We start from the raw sequence: 23428 nt of genomic DNA, 5'->3' as shown, positions 1-23428 counted from the left end.
CCTCCATGATCACGGGGGATAGGAGAGGGCCGTTGACACGGCTGGGGGCGGGCCTGCGGGCGTTGCCGCGTACCCTGCGGCAGGACCTGTGGACGACGGCGGGCGCACCGCTGCCGCGGATACCGGAGCCCAGTTGGCTGGACTGGCTGCCGGCGTTCGGGGTGTTGTGGGTGCTGTCCACCTGGGTGGTGACCGTCTTCGAGGTGAACGTGCTCACCGGGTGGTACGGACTGGGGCCGGGCCAGGCCGTGCTGCTGAGCGTGGGGCAGGCGGTGGCGCTGATCGTCGCGATGTTCCGGCCGGTGCCGGCCTGGTGGGTGGTGACCGTCGCCATGGTCGTCATCGCACGGGTCTCGGAGGCGGGTGTCGCGCCCGATGAGGCGTACCCGTGGCCAGTCACGGAGGTCGCCATGCAGGGCGGGGTGCTGTTCCTGCTGGCGTTCCGGCACCGTCCCCGGGTGGCGGTCGAGGCGCTGGTGATCAGCGTGGCGGCCGGACTGGTCTGCGGCGCCTTCACCACCGGGCCGCACAACACCGACACCGGCTGGGTCGTGCCGGTCCTGCTGGGGACCGTGGTGGTCGGGAGCGCGCTGCGCGGCCGCTGGGTGGCCCGGGCCAAGCTCGCCGAGCAGGAGGTGCTCACCGCCGAGGAGCGGGCCCGGCGCACCCTGCTGGAGGAGCGCAGCCGGATCGCCCGCGAGCTGCACGACGTGGTCGCCCACCACATGTCGGTGATCTCCATCCAGGCCCAGGTCGCCCCGCACCTGGTCGACAACCCGTCGGACGAGCTGCGGGAGAACCTCGCCGGCATCCGTGAGAACGCCGTCGAGGCGCTCGCCGAACTCCGCCGCGTCCTGGGCGTGCTGCGCTCCGAGGACGCCGTGGCACAGGGGGTGCGCCATGCGCCGCAGCCGACCCTCGACCGGCTGGACGAGCTGATCGGAAAGGTGCGCGGGGCCGGGGTGCGGATCTCCGCCGAGACGGTGGGGACGCCGCAGCCGCTGGCACCGGGCGTGGAGCTGTCGGCCTTCCGTATCGTGCAGGAGGCGTTGAGCAATGCCATGCGGCATGCTCCGGGGGCGTCGGTGCGGGTGACCCTGGGCTACCACGGTGCGGGACTGACGCTGCGGATCGCCAACTCCGCGCCGGACGGCCCCGTTCCGCCCGCCCCCGGCTCCGGGCACGGGCTGCTGGGGATGCGCGAGCGCACCGCCATGCTCGGCGGTGAACTGGCCGCAGGCCCGGTCCCGGACGGCGGTTTCGAGGTGACCGCGTTCCTGCCCGCCGACCCCCCGAAGCCGGCCGCCGCTCCCCTGTCTCCCGCCCCTGCCGAGGATTCCCGATGACGACCGTCCGGGTGCTGATCGCCGACGACCAGATGATGGTCCGTCAGGGATTCACCGTGCTGCTCAACGCCGAACCGGACATCGAGGTGGTGGGGCAGGCCGTGGACGGTCTGGACGCCGTCGCCAAGGTCGCCGAACTCGCCCCGGACGTCGTCCTGATGGACGTCCGGATGCCCCGGCTCGGCGGCATCGAGGCGACCCGCCGGATCACCGGGCCGGCCGGCGCCACCGTCAAGGTCCTGGTGCTGACCACCTTCGACCTCGACGAGTATGTGTACGAGGCGCTGCGCGCGGGCGCCTCCGGCTTCCTGCTGAAGGAGGCCTCGGCCGCCGAACTCGCCCATGCGGTACGGGTGGTGGCGTCCGGGGAGGCGCTGCTCGCCCCTAACGTCACCAAGCGCCTGATCGCCGAGTTCGCCCGGGTCACCCGCTCCCCGCGCGCCCCGGTCCGGGCGCGGGTGGGCGAGCTGACGGAACGGGAGACCGAGGTGCTGTCGCTGATCGCCCAGGGGCTGTCGAACGGGGAGATCGCCGGGCGACTGGTGGTGGCGGAGCAGACGGTTAAGAGCCATGTGGGCCGCATCCTGGTGAAGCTGGGCCTGCGCGACCGGACCCAGGCGGCGGTCTTCGCGTACGAGACGGGGCTGGTGCGCCCGGCCGGGTACTGAGCCCGGCGCCGCGCCGTCCGGGGGCGGGCTCGGCTCATACCCGGTAGACCTGGTGGACGTTGGCCCTGGGCGCCGGCCGGGATTGCGCTGCCGGTCCCTCGGCGAAGGCCCGGAGCAGGTTCTCGGTGGTGCGGGTGACGAAGGCCGCGGTGCGAGCGTCCATCCCGTGGTCACGGCCGTCGTCCGGCCCCCCGGCCATCAGGCCCTCGACCCAGCGCATCGTCCCGGAGGAGAACACCCCGGCGCCGCTGGGCACGGTGTAGTACGCGGAGTCCGCGTGGCTGCTGCGGCCCCCGCAGACCAGCGGGGAGTGGGCGATGATCTCCAGCGGGGCGGGCGTGGGTGCGCCGGGCGTGACCCGGTCGTACTCCACCCCGACGAGGTGGTCGAAGGAGTCGCCGCGCCGGGCTCCGGTGCCGGCGAAGAGCCAGTGGTCGGCGTTGTGCACGACATAGGGGGCGTCCGTGGGGTAGCCCTCGTAGAAGACGCCGGTGAGGGCCGACTCCGGGGCGGCGGCGGGCGGTTGGCGGAAGTCGTGGGTGGGCTGGTCGCGGTGGGCGGCGAAGTACGGGTCGTCCTGGTAGGCCGTCTTGTAGCAGACCACGGTGCGGTGCGCGCCGGCCGGGCCCGGCTCCAGCCGGACCCGGCGGAAGCAGGCGTTGGCGCCGAGGAAGGCCAGGTTGGTGCCGGCGTCGCGGGCCCGGGTGACGTGCTGGCGCTGCTGCGGGGTCCAGTACTCGTCGTGGCCGAGCGAGATCGCGGCCCGGGCGCCCCGCAGCGCCGACGGGGCCAGGTGAACGTCCACGCCGGTGGTGTAGGCCAGCGGGAGGCCCAGGCGCTCGGCGAGGACCACCATGGCGCGCTCGTAGACCAGGAACTTCTCGGCGCCGTTGGCGTCGTAGGGCCGGTCGAAGCTGACGGCCAGCGAGCGGGTCGGGTATCCCCCGTCGCCACCCGTGTAGAGGTTGTAGCCGCCCCAGCGGTTGTACGCCTGCCAGGTCGTCACCGCGTGCATCAGGACGGTGCGGCCCGTGGTGTCCGGGGAGCGGACGATCAGGGGCACATAGCGCTGGTGGCCGTGGTCGGCGTCCAACCGGAGCAGGTAGGCGCCCGGCGGCCAGTCGTCGGTGGCCACGGCGAGGGTGCGCGGCCAGTCGGCCCGTACGCTGCGGGTGGCGGGCAGCAGGTGCGGGCCGCGCAGGCGGCGTCCGGGCACCCGGCCCGAGCGCCACACCAGCCGGGCCTGGGCCCCGCCGTACCAGCCGACCCGGTAGGCCGAGACCCGGAATCCGGGGGCGGTGGTCGAGACGTGGAGTCCGAACCCCTCGCCCGGTAGCACGCTGACCTTGTCGGTGTAGCCCTGGACGGCGTCGGGCGGGCCGGTCGAGCGCAGGCGCCAGTCGGGGCTGCCCGGCCGTTTGCGTTCCGCGGCGAGGCCGGACGGGTCGGGGCCGGTGGAGCCGGGGTTCCGCTCCGGGGTGCCGTCGCAGCCGGCGGTCAGGCCGAGGGCGAGGCCGGCCGTGCCCGCGGCGGCGGCCCCCAGGAAGTGCCGGCGATCCAGGCCGCCGCCCGGCCGGTCGCCGGGGACGCCCTCGCGGGGTGCGCCGTGCTCCGCGCCGTCGTCCATCGAACCGCTCCCGTGCGCTTGCGCTGCCGTCGTGCCGTCGTGCCGTCAGAACGATCCTGCGGTGCGGTGCGCGGCCGGACGAGCCGGGGGAGCCGAATGCGGGTACGGCGGGCGTCGATGTTGCCTCGGGTGCGTATAGGGGGAAGGGGACAGGGAGTGCGTGAAGTTACCGATCCGCTGTTGGATCTCGTCCGGCGGCACAGTGAGCCCGTGGTCGCACAGACGGTCCGGTCGACCGTTGCCGCGGTGATCTCGTATGTCGTCGCGCTGCTGCTCAGTAATGAGCCGGCCCCGATGACCGCGCCCCTGACCGCGCTGCTCGTCGTCCAGGTCACGCTGTACACCACCCTGACCACCGGGGTGCGCCGGGTGAATGCGGTGGTGGTGGGCGTGGTCATCGCGATCGGCTTCAGTTCCCTGGTGGGGCTGACCTGGTGGAGCCTGGGTCTGATCATCCTGGCTTCGCTGGTCATCGGACGCTTCGTCAAGGCCGGTGAGTTCGTCCCCGAGGTGGCGATCAGCGCGATGCTGGTGCTGGGGGTGACGTCGACGCGGGTGGCGGCGACGGCCTGGGACCGGGTGCTGGAGACGCTGATCGGGGCGGTGGTCGGGCTGCTGTTCAATGTGCTGTTCGTGCCGCCGGTGTGGGTGCAGCCCGCCAGCGAGGCCATCGAGGGGCTGGCCGATCGGATGCGGAGCCTGCTGCTGCGGCTCGGCGACGAGGTGCGCGGCCACACGACCGTGGCGGAGGCCGCCGCCCGGCTGCACGAGGCGCGGCGGCTGGACCACGACATCGTGGAGGTGGAAGCGGCGCTACGGCAGGCGGAGGACAGCCTGCGGCTCAACCCCCGGGTCAAGGAGGGACTGCTCTCCCGCATCGTGCTGCGCACCGGACTGGACGCCCTGGAGATCTCCGCGGTGGTACTGCGGACGGTGTGCCGCACGCTGACCGATCTGGCCAAGGCGCGTACGGACGAGCCGCTGTTCACCGCAGACATCGCCGCCGCCCTGCAGGAGCTGTTCGCGCATCTGGCCCGTGCGGTCGGGAGCTTCGCCGTGCTGATCACCACGCAGGTCAGCGCGAACGCGGAGCAGGCGGAGGAGCAGCTGGTCAGGGAGCTGGCGGCCGGCCGCGCCAGCCGCGAGACGGTGGCGCACCTGCTGCTGGACGGGGTGCGGGCGCACCCGCGCCAGTGGCAGCTGCACGGGGCGCTGCTCGCCGAGATCGACCGGATCCTGGACGAGCTGGATGTGGCGAAGCGCTCCGAGCGGCTGGTGGAGGAGCTGAACCGGCAAGCGCGCGAGCAGCGGGAGAAGTACCCGCTGGTGGACAAGCTCCGGGGGCGGCTGCGGCTGAGCCGAGGCGATGCCTCCGTCGATGCCCATGAGACGGCACGGACGGAGTGAGGGGCAAAGCCCGGGGGAAGGGCGCGAATTCGAGGGGGCAGGACCGGGTCAGGAGGTCCGGGTGTGGTGGTCCAGCAAGCGGTTGAGCAACTGCACGAGCTGGTCGCGTTCGGCCGGACCCAGCGGCGCGAGCAGCTCGTCGTGCAGGTCGTCCAGGACGGTGTCGAGGCGGCGTAGGTGACGGCGGCCTTGGGCCGAGAGGGTGATGATGTTGCGGCGCCGGTCGTCGGGATCCGGCGCCCGCTCGACGAGGCCACGCTCGGCCAGTTCGTTGAGCACGCCGACCATGTCGCTGCGGTAGATCCCGCTGCGCCGGCTCAGCGTCGCCTGACTGCCGGGCCCGTACTCCTGCAGTGAGGCGAGCACGGCGTAGTGCCACTTGCGGGCGTCGACCTGGGACAGCCCCTCGGTGATCAGCCGGTCCGACTGCGCGGACAGCTGTGACAACAGTCGACTCGCCCGTCGACGCAGCCGGTCGGGCGTCTGGGGCGCGCCGCCGTCGGGCACGTCAGCGGCTTCGGCTCTGCTCATGGCGACCATCCTACCCATTGCGTTAGTCCCACTAACGATGTACGTTGCACCCGCACTCCAAAAACGTTAGTCGAATAAACGTTGGTGGAGTGAACCTCAAGGAAGGAAGAGCTTGCCCACCAAGACCCTGCAGATTCCCACCGCGGACGGCCAGGCCGACGCTTTCGCCGCCTACCCCGACCACGGCGAGCGGCACCCGGGAGTGCTGATGTACGCGGACGCCTTCGGCATCCGGCCCGTGCTCCGGGAGATGGCCCGTGAACTGGCCGGCCACGGGTACTACGTGCTCGTCCCCCACTTCTTCTACCGGCACGGCCCGGCACCGCTGATCGAACTTCCCGAGCACATCGGAGAAGAGGTCCGGCCCGCGCTCGTCGCCCAGCTGATGCCCCTGATCGAGGCGCACACCACCGAACGCATACTGCGCGACGCCGACGCCTACCTCAGGTTCCTCACCACCCAGCCCGAAGTCACCGCCGGACCGGTCGCGGTGACCGGCTACTGCATAGGCGGCCTCCTGGCGATGCGCACCGCCGCGGCCCACCCCGACCAGGTGGCCGCCGTCGCCGGATTCCACGGCCCCGTGGGCGCCGACGGGCCCGACGGCCTGCGCCGGCTCCTCTCCACGCTCACCGCCCAGGTCCACCTCGGCCACGCCGAAACCGATATGACGCCCGAGGCCCTCGGCGAGCTCAACCAGGCCCTGGATGCCGCAGGCGTCGGCCACACCTCCGAGATCTACCCCGGCACCGTCCACGGCTTCACCATGTCCGACACCGACGCCTTCAGCCCCTCAGCGCTGCAGCACCACTGGGACCGCCTGCTCCCCCTCCTCGACCGCACCCTGGCCCACAGCTGAGGCTCCGGCTCGGGCACCACACCTGACGCACACGGCTCCGAGCCCCTCACCTCGAAGGGCTTGCGGACCGGGTTCATCCCCCGTGGCGGCACGGCTCGCCCGACGCGACGGTGCCCGGTGCGGGTCCTTCCGCACCGGGCACCGCCCTTCTGCCGACGGGCCGTCAGGCCCGGCCGTTCACCGGCCGGCGACCGCCTCGGCCAGGGCCAGGATCCGCCGGGCGTCCTCGACGTGCAGGTTCTCGATCAGCCGACCGTCCACGGTGACCACGCCACGCCCCTCCCGGGTGGCCTCGTCAAAGGCGTCGATGATCTTGCGGGAGCGCTCGATCTGTTCGGCCGACGGGGCGAACAGCCGGTTGCATGGCTCGAGTTGCGAGGGGTGGATCAGCGTCTTCCCGTCGAACCCGAACTGCCGCCCCTGGACGCACTCGTCCTCGAAGCCCTGGGCGTCCTTCACGTCGTTGTAGACGCCGTCCAGGATCACCTTGCCGGCCTCGCGGGCGCCCAGCAGCGCCAGCGACAGCCCGGTCAGCAGCGGGGCACGGCCGGGCACGTGCTCCGCGTGCAGCTCCTTGGCCAGGTCGTTGGTGCCCATGACCAGGACGGTGAGGCGTTCGCTGGCGGCGGCCACCGCACGGGCGTCCAGCATCGCGCGCGGGGTCTCCACCATCGCCCAGATGGCCGTACGGTCCGGGGCGCCGGCCGCCTCCAGGGCGCGCTCGACCTCCCGGACGGTGTCGGGCGAGTCCACCTTGGGCACCACGACCGCGTCCGGGCCGGCCTCGGCGGCGGCCCGCAGGTCGTCGGCGTGCCACTCGGTGCCGGGCCCGTTGACCCGGATGGTCACCTCGCGGTAGCCGTACTCCCCGGAGGCCGCGGCGGCCGCGACCCGCTTGCGGGCGTCGGCCTTGGCATCGGGGGCGACGGCGTCCTCCAGGTCGAGGATCAGCGCATCGGCGGGGAGCGACTTGGCCTTCTCCAGGGCGCGTTCGTTGGCGCCGGGCATGTAGAGCACGGAGCGGCGCGGCCGCAGGGTCGCGTCGGTCATGGGACTTACTCCTCGTTCTGCCGGGACGCGGCCGCTGCGTAGGCGTCGCGCAGTTCGGGGTCGCGGGCGGCCAGGTCGTCCGCGAGCCGGGCGACGACCTGACACTGCTTGTACGTGGCGTCGTCCTGCATCTTGCCGTCGATCATCACCGCGCCGGTGCCGTCGCCCATGGCCTCGATGACCCGACGGGCCCAGGCGACGTCGGCCGGGGCGGGCGAGAACACCCGCTTGGCGATGTCGATCTGCACCGGGTGCAGGCTCCAGGCGCCGACGCAGCCGAGCAGGAAGGCGTTGCGGAACTGGTCCTCGCAGGCGGTGGTGTCCTTGATGTCGCCGAACGGCCCGTAGTACGGGAGGATGCCGTGCGCCGCGCAGGCGTCGACCATCCGCGCCAGGGTGTAGTGCCACAGGTCCTGCTGGAAGGTGGCCCGCGGCGCGGTGCCGTCCGCGCCGTGCGGGTCCTCGCGGACCAGATAGCCGGGGTGTCCGCCGCCCACCCGGGTGGTCTTCATCCGGCGGCTGGCGGCCAGGTCGGCGGGGCCCAGCGAGATGCCCTGCATACGGGGGCTGGCGCCGGCGATCTCCTCGACGTTGGCGACACCGGTGGCGGTCTCCAAGATGGCGTGCACCAGGATCGGCCGGGTGATCTGCGCCTTCGCCTCCAGCTGGGCGAGCAGCCGGTCGACGTAGTGGATGTCCTCCGCGCCCTCCACCTTCGGCACCATGATCACGTCGAGCTTGTCACCGATCTCGGTGACCAGCGTCAGCAGATCGTCCAGCGCCCAGGGCGAGTCCAGACTGTTGATCCGGGTCCACAGTTGGGTGTCGCCGAAGTCCGTGGCCTTGGCGATCTTCACCAGACCCGACCTGGCCGCCTCCTTGCGGTCGGCTGCGACGGCGTCCTCCAGGTTGCCGAGCAGTACGTCCACGGTGGGCGCGATGGCCGGCACCTTGGCCGCCATCTTCTCGTTGCCGGGGTCGAAGAAGTGGATCATCCGGGACGGCCGGAAAGGCACTTCACGCACGGGCGTCGGCGCGCCGACCGCCAGCGGGCGGAAGAAGTCCTTCGGAGAGCGCATGCAGTCTCCCTGGTCGGATCGAGGGGTGCGGGGCCGCCGCCGGGTACCCGGCGGCGCCATCCGCCTCACTTTAGGCCCGCACAACGGTAACGCTACTGATCAGTACGTGTGCCGTTGGTCACCGGCGCGGCAAGGGGCGGACATCGGGGGACGGAAGGTACCGAGGTGACGGCCCGCGGCGTTGACCTGCTGCACGGCCTTCCAGCCGGTACCGGCAGTGGTGAGGGTGGCGGCGTACGTGGGCGTGGCGGCGTGAGGTCGGCGGGACGCTCACGAAGTGGCCGTCCGGCGCCCCCGGTTGAGCAGGCCGATGAGGAGGGTGACCAGCACCGCCAGCACTGCGCCCACGCGGAGCAGCACGGGCACCCCGAACCTGCCGGACAGCGCGCTGAGGACGTACGGCGTGACCATGCCGGTATAGGCGAGCGTCCAGAACAGCGAGGTCAGCCGGGCCAGGTGGGCGCGCGGCGCGAGGGCGGCGACCTCGGTGAGGCCGAAGCTCAACACCAGCCCGTAGCCGGCGCCGAGGACGGCCGTCGCTGCGAGGGCGAGCCAGGGGCGCGCACCGGCCGCGGCGGACGCGGCGAGGGCGAGCCCGGCGGCGATCGCCAGGAGCCCGGCGAGCCCACCGGCCATCCGGTGCCGGGCGGTCAGCAGGCGGGCCAGCGGCTGGACGGCCAGCCCGGCGCCGGGGGCCAGGGCGGTGGCCACGCCGGCGTAAACGGTCCGCCACCCCGTCAGGCCGCCGTCGACCAGACCGGGCAGGGTGGCGAAGCCGATCGTCGGGGCCGCGAAGACCCAGGGAGCCAGCGGCAGCACCCCGCGCCGGAACCGCGCCCACTGCACCGGCGGTTCGGGCGTCCCGGACGGTGTCGCGCCCGGGCCGCACGGCCGAGTTCCGGCCGGGCTAGTCTCCGGTGCGCGGCGGGCCGCGACGCCCGCACCGACGGCCAGGACCAGGTGCGGGAGGTACGCGGTCAGCATCGGGTACGGCGCCCACTGGGCGATCAGCGCGGCGACCAGCCCGCCCGAGGCGAAGCCCGCGGAGACGAACAGCCCCGCCCGTTTGGCGGCGACGGCAGCCGGCGTGACCGGGTCGTACGGCGGCGAGGACAGCTCCTTGACCCAGGCGGTGCCGGCGGCCAGCAGCGCGCCGGCCCCGACTCCGGTGAGCCAGCGTCCCGGCAGCAGCCACCACGGGGCGACCGAGCCGGCCATCAACAGACCGGTCGACAGCAGGTTGAGGCCCAGCGCGGTGAGCGCCACCGGCCGGCGCCCGTACCGATCGGCAAGCGGCCCACCGACCAGCAGGCCGGGTATCAGTCCCACCACGTAGACCGCGAACAGCCCGGTCACCGCGGTCGAGGTCAGCCCCGCCTGGCTGCGATAGGCGCCCAGCAGGGCGGAGAACTGGTTGGCGCTCCAGCCGGAGGCGGTCATCGTCCACGCCACGCGCATCCCGTAGCGGGGGCGCGGCGGCGGACCGGGAGGGGCGGCCGAGCGATCGTCGGCCGGGAAGGGGCCGCACTCGGCGGAGTGCTTCACAGGGGTGCTCATGGCGGCCACTCTCAGCGGTGCCACCCCCGCGCCGCCGCCCGCGTTCACGATTCCTGAACGGCCGTACGAGCCGTACCGCGCCGCCCCGTAAGGTGCTGGGCATGGACCTTCGTCTGCTGTCGTCCTTCCTGGCGGTGGTCGAGGAGGGGCACTTCAAACGGGCCGCGGCCCGGCTGTTCCTCTCCCCACCCGCAGTGACCCAGCACATACGGCAGCTGGAGAGCGAGCTGGGCACCCCGCTGCTGCACCGTCACCCGGTCTCCCCCACCCGGGCCGGAGCCCGGCTGGCCGGGCACGCCCGCACCCTGCTGGCCGCCGCTGACGCCGCGATGGACGACATGGCCGAGGTGATACGGGACGCGCCCCCGGACGCTCCCCGCCCGTTGCGGATCGGCATCATGGGCCACGGCTCCGCGGAGCTGACGCCCGCCGCGATCAACGCCTTCCGGCGGGCCCGCCCCGAGGTGCCCATCGAGCTACGGCAGTTGGACTTCACCGAGCACGTCACCGCGCTGACCGAGGACCGGGTCGACATCGCCTTCGTCCGGCCGGCCCCGGACGACGACCGGATCTCGGTGGACGTGCTCACGACGGAGCAGCGGATCGTGGCCGTGCCGGAGGGGTCCACGCTCGTCGACGCCAGGGCGGAGGGGGTGCGGGTGGCCGACATCCTCGACCTGCCGTTCGTGCAGGTGCCGGGGCATACGCCAGCCGCCTTCACCGACTACCTGTACTTCAACCACGAGGCCCAGCGGCGCGGCCCCGACTTCGCGCTGACGCCGCAGGAGGTACTGACGGGTGTGGTCGCCGGGCGGGCGGCCGGCTCGGGGCTGAAGTCCTTCGCCCGCTACTACGCGTGGCCCGGAGCGGTGTTCGTCCCGGTGCTGGACGCGCCCTGGGAGAGCAGCTACCTCGCCGTACGGGCGGACGAGACCGATCCGGAGGTGAAGGTGTTCCGCGCGCTGACCATGGCGCTCGCCCCGGAACTGCGCCCCCGCATCGGAAGGTGACCCCGTACCGCACCGGCTGCACCGCTCCCCCACTGCCGGACCACATCGTCCGCACCGCTTCCTTACCACCGCACCGAACCGCACCGACTGCACCGCTCCCCCGCCACCGCACCGCGCCGGCCGCCCCGCTCCCCATAGGCTCCCCCCGTGCCCCCTTCTCGCCCCGTTACCGCCCTCGCCGGGCTGCTGGTCCTGGCGTTCGGCACGGCCTGCTCCCCCACCGCCTCCGCCCCCTCCACCCCCTCCACCTCCTCCGCCCCTTCCACATCGGGCTCCGACAACTCGGTACGGCCGCCGGCCGCGGATGCGGCATTCGACTACCAGCTGGGCGGTGCGTACCCCCCAGCCGGACCGGTCCGCGTCGTCTCCCGCGACCGCACCGCCGAGCCGGCCGCGGGCCGTTACAACATCTGCTACGTCAACGCCTTCCAAGCCCAGCCCGAGGGCGTGGAGTTCTGGCGGAAGCACCACCCCGACCTGCTGCTGCGGGACGGCCGGGGAGAGCTCGTCATCGACGAGGACTGGAACGAGCCCCTGTTGGACATCTCCACCGCGCCCAAACGCAGGGCACTGATGGGCGTCGTCGGCCCGTGGATCGACGGCTGCGCCAAGGCGGGCTACGACGCGGTGGAACCCGACAACCTCGACTCGTACGAGCGCTCCGGAGGCCGACTGACCGCCCGGCAGGCGGCCGCCTTCGCCCGGCTCCTGGCGCGCCGCGCCCATCAGCACCAGTTGGCCGTCGCTCAGAAGAACACCGCCGATCTGCTGCCCCGGCGCAAGGGCATCGGCTTCGACTTCGCCGTCGTCGAGGAGTGCACGCGCTACCAGGAATGCACCGACTTCGCGGACGCTTACCACGACAGGGTCTTCGTCGTCGAATACACCCGGCGGGACTTCACCGCCGCCTGCCGCTCCTGGGGCGGCCGGCTGTCCCTCACCCTGCGCGACCGCGATGTCCGGCCCGCCGGTGCGGCCGGACATGTCGAGCAGCGCTGCTGAAGGGGACACACCTCGGGCAGTCCGCGCCGCACGGTCTGCACGGCGCAGACTGCACCGCGCGGCCCGGCGTTTCGTCGTGGTGCCCGCGCGGCCCGGGGAGAGCACCCGCCAGCTCATGTATGATCATCATGTAGCTGCGGCTCGCTGACGGCGAGTCGGTGGCGATGCGTCTGTGGTCCAAGGAAAGACGTCCACCAACCGGTGGGAGATGCAGGTGCAAGGCCTGCCGGGCGCTCCATTCAAGGTCCCTTCCCCTCAGGGGGGAGGGACCTTTTGCCTGTCACGGGGGGCCGCCGGGCCCGCCTCTGACCGCCCCGGCGGCGGAGCGTGCGGGCGGCGTGGACCGCCGCCCACTCCGCCACCGCACACTCCGCCCTCACATGCTGCGCCGTGCCGTCACGCGCTACGCCGTCTCATGGCCGACGCCTCCGTTGATCTTCTCGATCGCCTGCCGGGCCTGCTCCTGCGGGGAGCGGGCGGCGGGCAGCGGCGAGACGGTGGTGGAGGCCACGGCGGGCTGCGCCCGCTCCTGCGTCACCATCTTGGTATGCGCCGCGGCGGCCCGGATGCGGAGTCGGTGGCCGGCCGCCTCGTCCAGGCTCACCGGGCGCTTGAACCGGGCGGCGAGCCGGGCGGCGTCCTGCCCGAGCGCGGCGACATCCTCCCACTGCAGCCGGACCACCAGCGACACTTCGGCGTCTCCGTCCGGCATCGCCTGGATCTGCTGGGTACCGGGCTCCGTCATGGGCCCTCCTCACATCGTGGACGAACCCCCAGGGGGCTACGAGGAGATACGGGCCGGCGGCCGCTGCCGTTCAATTCCCGTTCCGCCCGTCAGGACGAAGACGGTGGTCGTCGCCCCATCGGGTCGTTCCGGCCCGCACCGGGCCGGGCGCCACTGGACCATGCCAGGGGCGCATTCACCGTGTTCTTTTCACGCCCTGCCGGTCGTCACTCCCAGCAGTCACCATGGGTGCAGAAGCCCACAACCGGCTTGGAGGCCGACTGATGGACGCAGGTCACCTCACCCGACTCAACAACGCCCACTACGAGCAGCTGGTCCTCGACAACGCCCATCCGCCGGCACGCGATCCCGAGGTCTGGGCGGTGCTGGTCGATCCCCTGCTGATCGACCGGACCCGGGAGGCCCTCAACACGCTCTTCCAGCGCAACTCCTCCGTCCTGCGCAAGCGCCGCGAGGAGCGCGAGAAGTTCCGGCTGGAGTGCTTCGCCCGGGGGGCGGCCGGCAAGGAGGAGTGGTTCGCCTCGAAGCGGGAGTACGACGCGTGGCGGCATCGCGCGGCGAACTTCAGTCGGACGGTGCAGAACGCGCTGTCGGAGATCAACCGGGCGAAGAAGGAGATCAACCGGTCCATCAACCACCAGGTCGCGCAGAACCACCGGGACCGGCTGCGGGACCTCGCCCTCGCGGTGCACAAGCACCAGGCGGCGCACGCCAGATCCGGCGGCGTCGCCGAGCAGGCCGACTACGAGTTGTGGCACGCGCTGGACCAGATCACCGTGCCGATAGGTCCGACGAGCGAACCGACGTCGCTGCGGACGATGCTCGACATCTACTGGACCGATGTGACACCGGTCGACGATGCCGAGGAACGGCGGGCCCGTGCGGAACGGTCGATGCGTACGGCCCCGGCCGGGCAGGCCGCGCGGTTCAGCGGCGTCCCCAAGGCGCGGCACGTGGAGAACGGAAAGCACCTCGCCTGAACCGGGGCGGGGCGGGCGCGGCGACGCCGGGCCAAGGCCCCGCCAGGCCACCGTGTGGAAGAGGGCCGCGGCTTCGCCCCGCGACCCGACGCCCAGCTTGGTGAGGATCTTGGCGACGTGGAACTTCACCGTCGACTCGCTGATGTGCAGCTCCTGCGCGATCGCCCGGTTCCGGTGCCCGAGCGCCAGCCGGGCCAACACCTCCAGCTCCCGTTCGCCCAGGGTGGTCAGCGGGTCGGGCGCCGGATCCTGGGACACCCGCAGCGGGATCGTCGCCGACACCGTGGTCCCCCAGCCGAGCACGGCGTCGACGTCCAGCCGCCCGTCGAGCACATCGAGCCGTTCGTGGACCCGGCCGGGTGCCAGGGCTTCATGGGTGAGGGTGCCGGGCCCGTCGCCCCGTACCGTCGCCCGCAGTGCGTCGTCGGTGATCTGCCAGCCGATGTGCACCCGGGTCACCGACTCCTGTTCCAGCGCATTCAGCAGCACCGCCCGGACGATCATGCGCGCGGAGTGCGCCACGTCCGCGGCCACGGTGCGGCCGGAGTCCGGCGCGCCCCACTCCAGCCGTACGGGGCGGTAGCGCACCAGCGGCCGCAGTGAGTCGGCGAGCCGGGCGAAGGCCTGCCCGGCCGGCTCCTCGGCGATCTCCTGGTCCCGCTCCGCGTCCGCGCGCAGCTCCACCAGGGCCGAGACCGCCAGCTCGGTGGCGGTGGCACGGGCCGCCGCATCGTCGAAGGTACGGCTGCGCAGCACGCCCAACACTCCGGTGAGAGCGGCATGTGGTCTCCCTGGATCATCGCAGCGGCAGTTCGATGTGCAGCAGCCACTGGCCGCCCTCTTGTCCCGCTCGGGCCCCGCCTCCCAGCAGTGCGGCACGCTCACGGATCCCCCGCAGCCCACTGCCACCCCCCGTGCCGGCCGCCGAAGGTGCCGCAGCGGCCAGCGGATTGCGTACCTCAAGTCGCAGTCTCGCCTCCTCCACGGCAATGCGCACGGCGATCTGGACGGGGCCCGCGTGCCGTAGCACGTTGGTGAGACCCTCCTGGAGCATCCGGTAGGCCTCACGGGAGATCGGCCCCGGCAGGCGCTCCAGTCGCCCCGTCACCTCGGCGTCGACCTGCGCGCCCGACGACCGCGCGGAATCCAGCAGGCGGTCCGTCGTTGCAAGATCGGGACGGCTGCCCGTCGTCCGTCCCGTATCGCGCAGCAGGAGCAGGACGCGTTCCAGGTCTTCCAATGCGGACCGTCCGGTCTCTTCGACGGCCTCCAGGGCCCGGTCGGTGAATTTGGGGTCAGCCGCTGCCCGGGCGGCACCGGCCTGCAGCACGGCCAGGGTGAGCGCATGGCCAAGGGAGTCGTGCAGCTCCCTCGCGATGCGGTTGCGTTCGAGGAGCTGCTCGGTGCGCTCCTCCAACTCGGACAACCGCTCTTCGACGGACGGCCCGAGCAGTCGGCGGGCGGCCCGAGCGATGAGCGCGCCCGCCCCGGTGGCCGCCGTGACCAGCACCACCAGGGGCACCAGTGCCCACAGGACGTACACCCAGCTCGCACCGGTGTCGGGCAGGACCGGGACAGCGACGCCAGGATCCCCGGCGGCCGCTCCGGCGAGCGACAGCGAGAGGGTCATCAACCGCTCCGTCATCAGCGCGACGGCAAGTCCTGCTTCCAGACGGAGAACCAGCCAGACACCGGTTCTGGCCCGGTCGGTCCAGGAAGCGGACGGCACGGCGGAGACGTCGGGGATCGCGTACCTCTTCGCGTGGGCATGAGGAACGGGAAACAGCATCAGCTGCGCCTGCAGCCCCTCCGCCCGGCGCACCGAGGGCACCATGGCGACGGCCAGGGCCAAGGGGACCGGGAGGGCTGCGATCAGCACCCAGTCGCCTGTCGACAGGCCGCTCAGTCCCGGATAGACCATGGCGCAGCAGAGCGGCACGATCGCTCCCACCACCAGGTGTAGCCAGCGGGTGTAGGTGACCGCACGTGTCAGCGGCAGCAGCAGGCTCAGCATGCCGTCATGCTGGCAGACCCCGGAGAGGTGGTGTCTCCCCCGCTGGGGAAGACGGTCTCCGCCACAGGGGGACGTCCCCGTGTGCGGACGGCCCTGGCGTGGCCGTCCGAACAGCGTCGGCGTCAGAGACTTCACGTGGGTGCGGGCAGTCGCGCCCCCGACCGTGCTGCGCACGGATGTCAGCCGTTGCCGGTCCATCGGGTGAGCAGGCTGACGGCCTGTGCGCGGTCGGTGGGGCGGAGATCGGCGAGGGTGGCGCCGTGGTTGGCTCCGGGGGCCCACATCAGGTGGGAGTCGCGGGCGCTCGGGTGGAAGGGTTCGGCGACGGCGGGGTCGTGGGCGCCGTTGATGAAGAGCATGCGGTCTCCGTGGTGGCGAACCCAGTGGTCGATATCAGGCATGACGTCGGGGTCGAAGCGCATGGGGATGTCGCGCGGGACGAACGTACGGGGATCCATGGCATCCGGATAGCGCAGAAGGCCGGACAGGTGCCCGGTGGGGACGTCGAAGTACCCCAACTGGGTGCCGAGTTGGTAGAAGTACGGGATGAAGCGCCGCGCGACGGTGTCGGCGTAAAGGGCCAGGCCCGCGACGTCGTCGAGCCAGGCGAACAGCTCGTCGGCGCCCGCGTCCGGGCCAGGAATGGCAGCGCGGTCCGCGGGGGTGCCGTACTGCCAGAACATGAACGGGGCCCGCAGCACGGCGATTTCCAGGGCCTTGTCGACACTGCCGACGATGCGGAAGGTGGCCTTGTGGGCTCCTGCCCAGGCCTTGTAGCGGGCGACCATCTCCGTACGTCGGAGCAGGATCCGGCGCTGCGCCGTCCTGAGGGCGTCCCGGCAGGCGGCGCTACCCACACCGGCCAGGAAGCGGAGGTAGGCACCGTCGTCATGGTCGTCCACGTTGTTCGGGGCGGAGTAAGCCACGGTGGCAGCCACGTCACGGGGGTGGAAGCGGCGGTGATAGACGCTGGTCATACCGCCCTTGCTGCTGCCGGTGGAGATCCACGCACCGGGGTACAGCTGGCGGAAGAGGCGGACGACCCGGTGGTGGTCGTCGGCGGCCTGACGGATTGTCAGGTGGGAGTAGTCGGCGCTCGGCGGGCGTGAGGTGCCGAAGAAGCGGTGCTCGACCTGGAGTTGGTTGCCGCCCAGCAGCACAGTGGGTTCAGCTCGCCGCGGGGTGAGCCCTGCTTCATATCCGGTGCTGAAGAGGACGGTTGGCCGGTCGGCGGAGGTGTGCAGCAGGGTGAGGCGCTGCTCGAAGCTGCCGGCCGCGGGGTTCGTGTGGTCGACCGGCTGGCGCAGCCCGAGCACGAAGAACCGGTATCCAGGCTCGGCGCTCGGCCGTTCCTCGATCAGCCTCAGTCCTGGCAGGGCCAGCAGGGCTTCACCGAGGGCGTCCCTTCCGAGGCGGCGAGCCCCGCCGGTCACTGCCGCGGCCGCCCCCGCGGGGACAGCCGCGGTGGCAGCAAGGCCTCCTGCCAACGCCGCGGACGTCAGAAGACGTCGCCTCGTCCACATACGCATCGTGATCGCTCCCGTGCTCACCGCCGCGCCGGTGGTCCCGAACCCGATGTGGCGCAGCGGTCTTCCCTGTGAGTAGCTGACCGCTCCAGTACATGTGCCGGGTGCCACGGGCGGGATCCCGCGCGTGGGGGGAGCGTCTCCCCCGGGCGGGGGAGACGGAGCCGGCTGTACGGATGCGCCGCGGGCCCCGGCCACGTGCTGGTGAGCGAACGGATGATCCGAACGAGGCGGCGGGTCCAGTCCAGGGCGGCCCTCCTCCTGTCCATAACTCGGCGCATAAATACGTCACTTGTGCCTCATTCGTTGCTCCGGCCCTCCATAGCCCTTACGTTGAGCGCGCCTGACCACGGCTCAACTCGCCGCCCCGGCGGCGGGCTTCGGAAGGAACCCCCCATGCACAGACGCAACTCCGTACGCGCCACGGCGCGGGCCGCCGGCTCCCCCACCCGGCGCGTCTCCCTCCGCATCTCCATACGTACCGCGGCCGCCGCCGGAGTGGCGGTCGCCGCGTTGGCCGCCACGACCGCGGTGGCGGCCACGGCCCAGGGCGCGACGGCCGCGCCCCCCTCCGCGCACGCCGGACGCACCCAGCAGGTCGAGTACTTCACGGGCGCGGACAGCCACCCCCGGCACACCACCGTCCCGGCGTCCGCCCCGCTCTCCCCGTCCCACAAGGCCGCGATCGCCGCCGGCGACGGCGATGTCACCCCGATCGTGCAGAACGGTCCGGTCGGCAGCAAGCTCGACGTCGTCTTCGTCGGGGACGGCTACACGGCCGCCCAGCAGGAGGACTTCCACGCCGACGTCCGCGCCAAGTGGGCGAAGATCTCGGCCGTTGAGCCCTACGCCTCCTACACCGGGCTGTTCAACGTCTGGGCGGTGGACGCCGTCTCCCACGACTCCGGTGTCTCCGGCGACCCCACCAAGGACGTCGTCCGCGACACCGCGCTCGACTCCGCCTTCTTCTGCGACGGCACCGAGCGGCTGTTGTGCGTCGACACCGGCAAGGTCGAGTCGTACGCCTCCAAGGCCCCGGGCGCCGACCTCGTCGTCGTGCTGTCCAACTCCACCAAGTACGGCGGTGCGGGCTACAACGACATCCACTCGCAGGTCGGTTACGACGGGATCGCCACCGCCTCCTCCGACAACGACCGGTCCGACCAGATCGCGGTGCACGAGACCGGGCACTCCCTCGGCAAGCTCGCCGACGAGTACGACTACGGACAGTCCGGGACCTACACCGGCCCCGAGCCCGCGCAGGCCAACCTCAGCAAGCTGAACGCCGACGAGATGGCCGCCCAGCAGCAGAAGTGGTACCGCTGGCTGGGCCAGCAGTCGCCGGACGGCGGCACGGTCGGCGCGTACGAGGGCGGCGGCTACTACCAGTACGGCCTCAACCGCCCCACCGACAACTCGATCATGCGCACGCTCGGCCGCGAGTTCAACCTCCCCGGCCGGGAGGCGATGATCGCCGCCTTCTACCGCCATGCCAGCGCGCTGAGCAGCCCGGTGGCCACCGACCGGGCGGTGCGCCGCGGGGACCGGATCCGGGTCACCGTCCCCGCCTCCACCCGGGTGACGTGGTACGTCGACGGCCGGGAGCAGAAGGCCGCCCGCGGGCGGACCTCGGTGGTACCGCGCGCCCTCGGCATCCCGTCCGACGGCCGTCGCCACACCGTCACCGCCCGCGCCACCGACCGTACCGACGCGGTCCGGGACCCCGCGCTGCGCAAGCTGCTGAGCGGGGCACTGAGCTGGCGTATCGCGCGCTGACGGCGGTGACTTGAGCGCCTCGGTGTCCCATTGGCGCCGGGCGGGCCGGCTTCTTCCGCCCGCCCGGCGCCGGCCGCCGAAAATGACGGTGCACCCCGGGCCCCGCCGTGGCACGCTCACCGGACAGTCCGCCCCGTCCGGAAGAGGCGCCCATGCCCGGTCGCACGATGCATGCCGACGAGATCCCCGTCGACGTACCACTGGTCCGCCGCCTCCTCGGCGCCCGGTTTCCGCAGTGGGCGCCCCTCCCGCTCACCCCGGTCGACTCCGTGGGCACCTCCAACGTCATGTACCGGCTCGGCGCGGACAAGGTCGTACGGCTTCCGCGGATGGCGGGGGCCGCCGAGGACGTGGCGAAGGAGCACCGGTGGCTGCCACGGCTCGCCCCGTCGCTGCCGGCCGCCGTCCCCGAACCGCTCGGCGAGGGGGCGCCCGCCGACGGCTACCCCTTCCCGTGGTCCGTCTACGGCTGGCTGGCGGGCGGCCACCCGGTCATCGGTCGACTCGCCGAACCGGTCCTCCTGGCCGGGGATCTGGGGGAGTTCGTCGCCGCACTGCACCGCATCGACCCGACGGACGGCCCACCGTCGTACCGCAGCGAGACCCTGGCGGCGCGCGACGGCATCACCCGCGCCGCGCTCGGTGAACTGCGCGGAACCATCGACGGCGACGCGGCAACGGCCGTCTGGGACGAGGCGCTACGGGCCCCCGGCCGGTCCGGCCCGCCCGTCTGGATCCACGCCGATCTGCAGCCGGGAAACCTGCTGCTCACCGAAGGCCGGCTCAGCGCCGTGATCGACTTCGGGTGCCTGGGGGTGGGTGATCCGGCGGTCGATCTGATCGTGGCGTGGTACGTACTCCCCGAGCGGGCCCGGCAGACCTTCCGCGCGGCGGTGGAGGCCGACGACGCGATGTGGACCCGCGGGCGCGGCTGGGCGCTGTCGGTGGCACTCATGGAGTTGCGCTACTACCGGGACACCAACCCGGCGATGGCCGCCACCGCACGGCACGTCATCCAGGAACTCCTCGCGTCCCGTTGAGGGCGAGGGCCGGGAGCGCAGCGGGCAGTTCGACAACGGGTGGGGGAACCTTCCACCCGACTGTGACTCAGGTCACAGAAAGTGCTGTCATGCGGCGAAGGCCCCTTCTCCGTGTAGGGAGCGACGGGCCCGCACGGGGCCCGAAGCTACGGGGAAAGGAAATCACGTGCGTAACAGGCGAATTCTCACCACCGCACTCGCTGCCGCGACACTCACGGTCCTCGGACTGAGCGGAGCCGCTCAGGCCCACGCCACGACGGCCGGGGCCACACAGCCGGCGGCCCACACGCAGCAGGTCAAGCCGATGGACGGTCCTCCCGGAACGGTCTGGACCGGCAAGAAGTTCTGGACCCTCAGCGGATGCCAGGCCGCCGGCACCGACCTGGTCAGCAGCGGCAAGTGGGCCGACCCGTTCTGCGACGGCGGCGGCCTCCAGTGGGACCTGTGGGCGCGCCCGCTGTAAACCGCTCGGGCGCATCGAGGAGCAACGGTAGAGGCAGCGGCGCGCGCCCTCACGGGTAGGCGGCCCGTCCCCGCGCAGATCCGCGGCTGCGCGGGGACAGCCGTCCGGTGCGGTGCGCGGGGACAGCCGCACCGGACGGCTCCGCCGCCGCCCTCATCGGCCTTGAGGCGCCCCCGGAGGCCAGCGCCACTTGAGGCCGGCGCCCTCAAGTCGGATAGCACACCTCATTACTGACGTCTCATCAGCTGAGCCCTCTCCACACCGTCAGGCGGCCATCAGATGCCCCACGGTCCGCACGACCCGTTCCAGGAGCTCTTCGTCATACGGCAGGAAGGGCAGTGGAGCGGCTCGGCGGCCCGTGGGCAGGTCGATGGCGACCGGGTCGCCGTCACGAGTGACCCGGCCGGTGGCCAGGTGTACGGCGTACCCGTCCAGGCGCAGCTGGCGGTCGCCCAGCTCGATGCGGCCGGCGGTGATCTGGTCGGCGAGGATGCGGCGCAGCGCCGCACGCCGCAGGCGGGCGGTCCGCCCCAGGGGCTGGTCGTAGAGGCGGTTCATCCGCTGCCGGTCTTCGGGGGCATGGGCGTGACGGTCGCACCAGGCGAAGCTGCCGGCACTGACGAGCAGGTCGACGGAGCGGAGCAGCTCGGACAGCCGTACGGCATCGACGTCGGCCATCGGCTGCGGGCTGCCGTCGGCACGGCGGAGGGTGACGCTCCCGGCCTCGGCCCAACCGGTGGCGCCGGGGTAGAGGTGCCCGGCCAGGTCGAACCGGGCGGTCATCCCGCCCATGGGCAGGGCGAGTTCCCCGTCGTCGATGTGCCAGCCCTGGCGCACCGCCAGTCCGAGGACCGCTTCGAGCCGGACCACATGGCCGTGGAACAGGTCGGTGGTGTGACCGGTGGTGCCCGAGGGCCGGTAGTGCTCGCGGTAGGCCTGGCGGAAGGGCTGCCGCAGCCGTAGCTCCGCGATCCGGTCGCGCCAGTGGCGCCGCTCGGCGGACGTGGCGCGGGCCGGGTGCCAGAGCCGGACCGCGGCGGCGGGATCGGGAACGGGGAAGGGGGGAGACACGGGGGCCGTGGCCGCGGGATGCCCGCCGGGCGTTTCGGCCGCGGGGAGGAATGCCTGCCAGTCGCCGGGGGCCCGTTCCACCTCCCAGATGAGGCGGCGGGCGGTGCCACGGGCCAGGGGGTGGGCCGCCAGGTCGTCGCGCCAGCGGTCGTACCGGTGGACGGTGCCCTCCGCACAGCCGCCCTCCAGGCTCCGTATCAGGGTGCGGAGCCTGGTCCGGGCCTCCCCCAACAGGTCGCGTGCCGCGGCCACGTGGTCGGGGTGGTCACGGCGGGCCGCGGACGGGACCGACTTCAGAGCGGTGCCGTCGGCGCGTTCCCAGGTGAGCGCGGCCTCGTCGGTGACGGTGAGCACGGCGGTGTACGCACCGCAGGGCAGGCGCCGGGTGCCGTCGGGGCCGAGGCCGAGGTCCGGGAGACGGAGGGCGCACTCGGGACGGCGGACGAGGTTGCGTTCGGCGCGGCGCAGCAGCCGGTCGAGCTTCTTGGTCACCCCGGCGTGCCGTACGACGCGGCAGGCCTCGCGCAGCGCGGCGATGGACTCGGGTGTCGGCCACTCCTCGACGGCCTGAGCCAGGACGATACAGGCGCTCTGGGAGGGCAGGGTCCTGGCGCTGGTGGGGGCCACCGCGAGCCGTGGCAACACGGCGGTGAGCAGCTCCCCGGCCCAGGGTTCGTCGCGCCGCAGCGACAGCCGGGCGGCCCGGCCCAGGGTGTCCGCGTCGGCCGGAGTGAAGGCCTTGTCCGCGGCGTACGGGGTCTCCCCCGCGTGGAGGGCGGCGAGCTGGTCGGCGGCGGTGTGCAGGACCCGGTGGGCGAGTTCGACATGCAGCGCATCGGCCGCCCGCAGTTCGGCCAGGGCCGTGAGCGGCGGCCAGGCACCGAGCGCGGGTCCGTACCGCTGGTCCTCGGCGAGCAGTGCCCGCTCGCGCGGTCCCGTCGCAAGGGCCACCTCGATCTCCGCGCGCCGCAGCGGGCTGTCGGCGAAGACCGTACGCAACAGGGCGGCGAGGGAACGCTCGGTGTCCGGGCCGGCCAGGGCCGCCACCGCCAGCGCGGCGTCGGCGGTCCGATCGGCCCGCTGCCGCGCCGCCGCCACCAGGACCGCCGCGTGCCCCGCCAGTGCCCGCTCGTCCCACGGCTCGCTGCAGCGCAGCAGTCCGGCCGCCGCGTACTGGACGTCGGTGGGGCGTGCCGACTCGGCGAGCGCGGCGTAGAGGTCGGTCAGGGCAGCGGCGGTGAAGGACGGCTGCACCCGGGACCACGTCACCTCGCGGGCGACGCGACGGGCGTGGTCCGGGGCCTGGTCATCGGCGAGGGTGCGGTACGCGTCCGGGAGTAGCGCGCCCAGCTCGCTCGGGGTCAGCCGCGCGCAGGCGGCCGCGGTGCCGCCGGACCACTCGGCGTCCTGCTCGGGCCCGGCCATCGCGGCGCGCAACTGTGCGGCGTGGGGTGACAGTTCGTCCATGACCACAGACGGTAGCGGCGGGGTCTGACAATGCCGGTTGCTCGTGTACGGGGCCGTCGCAGGGCCGTCGGTGGGCCGCCCCGGTGCGGCGCCCGCCCGGGTGGGCCGCGGGTCCGCGCCGTTGGCTTCCGGACCGGGTTGACTTAGAGCGCGCTCCAACTGATGGGATCCCCTCACTTCCGAACTTCCCCACACGTCTGTGGAGTTCGG

Annotated in this window: 20 protein-coding genes; 10 read left to right on the top strand and 10 right to left on the bottom strand. The window is 72.7% G+C overall.

Annotated elements, in window-relative coordinates; genetic code table 11:
- Positions 1 to 5 precede the first annotated feature (5 nt).
- Positions 6 to 1346 (top strand): sensor histidine kinase, encoded by a 1341-nt coding sequence (locus AB0G84_RS07035; protein WP_361316539.1) that lies wholly within the window; start codon positions 6 to 8, stop codon positions 1344 to 1346.
- Complete coding sequence (locus AB0G84_RS07030) at positions 1343 to 2014, top strand: response regulator transcription factor (protein ID WP_361316536.1); 672 nt, start codon at positions 1343 to 1345, stop codon at positions 2012 to 2014. Before AB0G84_RS07035 ends, AB0G84_RS07030 begins: the two co-directional genes overlap by 4 nt.
- Before the next feature lie 34 nt (positions 2015 to 2048).
- Here AB0G84_RS07030 and AB0G84_RS07025 read toward each other — a convergent pair whose 3' ends face one another.
- Positions 2049 to 3641 carry a N,N-dimethylformamidase beta subunit family domain-containing protein gene (locus AB0G84_RS07025; RefSeq protein ID WP_361316534.1) on the bottom strand — a complete coding sequence of 531 codons (1593 nt, stop codon included), beginning with the start codon at positions 3639 to 3641 and terminating at the stop codon, positions 2049 to 2051.
- A gap of 156 nt (positions 3642 to 3797) precedes the next feature.
- Between AB0G84_RS07025 and AB0G84_RS07020 the strand changes: the two genes are divergently transcribed.
- Positions 3798 to 5048: an aromatic acid exporter family protein gene (locus tag AB0G84_RS07020; protein WP_361316531.1), complete on the top strand. Its 1251-nt coding sequence runs from the start codon at positions 3798 to 3800 to the stop codon at positions 5046 to 5048.
- Between the two features lie 48 nt (positions 5049 to 5096).
- Here the strand turns inward: AB0G84_RS07020 and AB0G84_RS07015 are convergent, their stop codons facing one another.
- Positions 5097 to 5579, bottom strand: coding sequence for a MarR family winged helix-turn-helix transcriptional regulator (locus tag AB0G84_RS07015; protein WP_361316528.1), 483 nt, complete (start codon positions 5577 to 5579; stop codon positions 5097 to 5099).
- A gap of 112 nt (positions 5580 to 5691) precedes the next feature.
- On the opposite strand from AB0G84_RS07015, the gene AB0G84_RS07010 reads away from it, so the two are divergent.
- Positions 5692 to 6438, top strand: a complete 747-nt coding sequence (locus AB0G84_RS07010) for a dienelactone hydrolase family protein (protein WP_361316525.1) — start codon at positions 5692 to 5694, stop codon at positions 6436 to 6438.
- Positions 6439 to 6615: 177 nt separating this feature from the next.
- On the opposite strand, the gene AB0G84_RS07005 is transcribed toward AB0G84_RS07010, so the two are convergent.
- The 3 genes from AB0G84_RS07005 to AB0G84_RS06995 all read right to left on the bottom strand — a co-directional run bounded on the left by AB0G84_RS07005 (position 6616) and on the right by AB0G84_RS06995 (position 10124).
- Entirely contained in the window at positions 6616 to 7488 is an 873-nt protein-coding gene (locus tag AB0G84_RS07005) for a CoA ester lyase (RefSeq protein WP_361316522.1), read from the bottom strand.
- Positions 7489 to 7493: 5 nt separating this feature from the next.
- Positions 7494 to 8567 (bottom strand): CoA ester lyase, encoded by a 1074-nt coding sequence (locus AB0G84_RS07000; RefSeq protein WP_361316519.1) that lies wholly within the window; start codon positions 8565 to 8567, stop codon positions 7494 to 7496.
- Positions 8568 to 8837: 270 nt separating this feature from the next.
- Complete coding sequence (locus tag AB0G84_RS06995) at positions 8838 to 10124, bottom strand: MFS transporter (protein WP_361316516.1); 1287 nt, start codon at positions 10122 to 10124, stop codon at positions 8838 to 8840.
- Between the two features lie 101 nt (positions 10125 to 10225).
- On the opposite strand from AB0G84_RS06995, the gene AB0G84_RS06990 reads away from it, so the two are divergent.
- Both AB0G84_RS06990 and AB0G84_RS06985 read left to right on the top strand, forming a co-directional pair.
- Positions 10226 to 11134, top strand: coding sequence for a LysR family transcriptional regulator (locus AB0G84_RS06990; RefSeq protein ID WP_361316513.1), 909 nt, complete (start codon positions 10226 to 10228; stop codon positions 11132 to 11134).
- A gap of 147 nt (positions 11135 to 11281) precedes the next feature.
- A complete protein-coding gene (locus tag AB0G84_RS06985) occupies positions 11282 to 12136 on the top strand; it encodes an endo alpha-1,4 polygalactosaminidase (RefSeq protein ID WP_361316511.1) in 855 nt (284 codons plus the stop codon).
- 403 nt (positions 12137 to 12539) lie between these two features.
- On the opposite strand, the gene AB0G84_RS06980 is transcribed toward AB0G84_RS06985, so the two are convergent.
- Together AB0G84_RS06980 and AB0G84_RS06975 are read right to left on the bottom strand one after the other, a co-directional pair.
- Complete coding sequence (locus tag AB0G84_RS06980) at positions 12540 to 12881, bottom strand: hypothetical protein (protein ID WP_361316508.1); 342 nt, start codon at positions 12879 to 12881, stop codon at positions 12540 to 12542.
- Between the two features lie 206 nt (positions 12882 to 13087).
- A complete protein-coding gene (locus tag AB0G84_RS06975; RefSeq protein ID WP_361316876.1) occupies positions 13088 to 14062 on the bottom strand; it encodes a helix-turn-helix transcriptional regulator in 975 nt (324 codons plus the stop codon).
- Here AB0G84_RS06975 and AB0G84_RS06970 point away from each other — a divergent pair.
- Positions 13962 to 14444, top strand: a complete 483-nt coding sequence (locus AB0G84_RS06970; RefSeq protein ID WP_361316893.1) for a hypothetical protein — start codon at positions 13962 to 13964, stop codon at positions 14442 to 14444. The genes AB0G84_RS06975 and AB0G84_RS06970 overlap by 101 nt on opposite strands.
- A gap of 213 nt (positions 14445 to 14657) precedes the next feature.
- Here AB0G84_RS06970 and AB0G84_RS06965 read toward each other — a convergent pair whose 3' ends face one another.
- A complete protein-coding gene (locus AB0G84_RS06965) occupies positions 14658 to 15875 on the bottom strand; it encodes a histidine kinase (RefSeq protein ID WP_361316505.1) in 1218 nt (405 codons plus the stop codon).
- Between the two features lie 179 nt (positions 15876 to 16054).
- Positions 16055 to 17308 (bottom strand): S28 family serine protease, encoded by a 1254-nt coding sequence (locus AB0G84_RS06960; protein ID WP_361316503.1) that lies wholly within the window; start codon positions 17306 to 17308, stop codon positions 16055 to 16057.
- Between the two features lie 489 nt (positions 17309 to 17797).
- Here AB0G84_RS06960 and AB0G84_RS06955 point away from each other — a divergent pair, with 489 nt between their 5' ends.
- From AB0G84_RS06955 to AB0G84_RS06945, 3 genes are all read left to right on the top strand, one after another.
- Positions 17798 to 19177 (top strand): M64 family metallopeptidase, encoded by a 1380-nt coding sequence (locus tag AB0G84_RS06955; protein WP_361316501.1) that lies wholly within the window; start codon positions 17798 to 17800, stop codon positions 19175 to 19177.
- A 152-nt stretch (positions 19178 to 19329) separates the two neighbouring features.
- Entirely contained in the window at positions 19330 to 20217 is an 888-nt protein-coding gene (locus tag AB0G84_RS06950) for an aminoglycoside phosphotransferase family protein (protein ID WP_361316498.1), read from the top strand.
- Between the two features lie 166 nt (positions 20218 to 20383).
- The gene (locus AB0G84_RS06945) at positions 20384 to 20680 is read left to right on the top strand and encodes a hypothetical protein (protein WP_361316495.1); all 297 of its coding nucleotides are present in this window, start codon (positions 20384 to 20386) and stop codon (positions 20678 to 20680) included.
- Positions 20681 to 20944: 264 nt separating this feature from the next.
- Here AB0G84_RS06945 and AB0G84_RS06940 read toward each other — a convergent pair whose 3' ends face one another.
- Positions 20945 to 23218, bottom strand: a complete 2274-nt coding sequence (locus AB0G84_RS06940; protein ID WP_361316492.1) for a DUF4132 domain-containing protein — start codon at positions 23216 to 23218, stop codon at positions 20945 to 20947.
- Positions 23219 to 23428: the final 210 nt, after the last annotated feature.

The sequence above is a fragment of the Streptomyces sp. NPDC020742 genome (assembly GCF_040641675.1).
Taxonomy (GTDB): Bacteria; Actinomycetota; Actinomycetes; order Streptomycetales; family Streptomycetaceae; genus Streptomyces.
The sequence above is the reverse complement of the archived record's forward strand: the minus strand, read 5'-3'. Positions and strand labels throughout refer to the sequence as shown.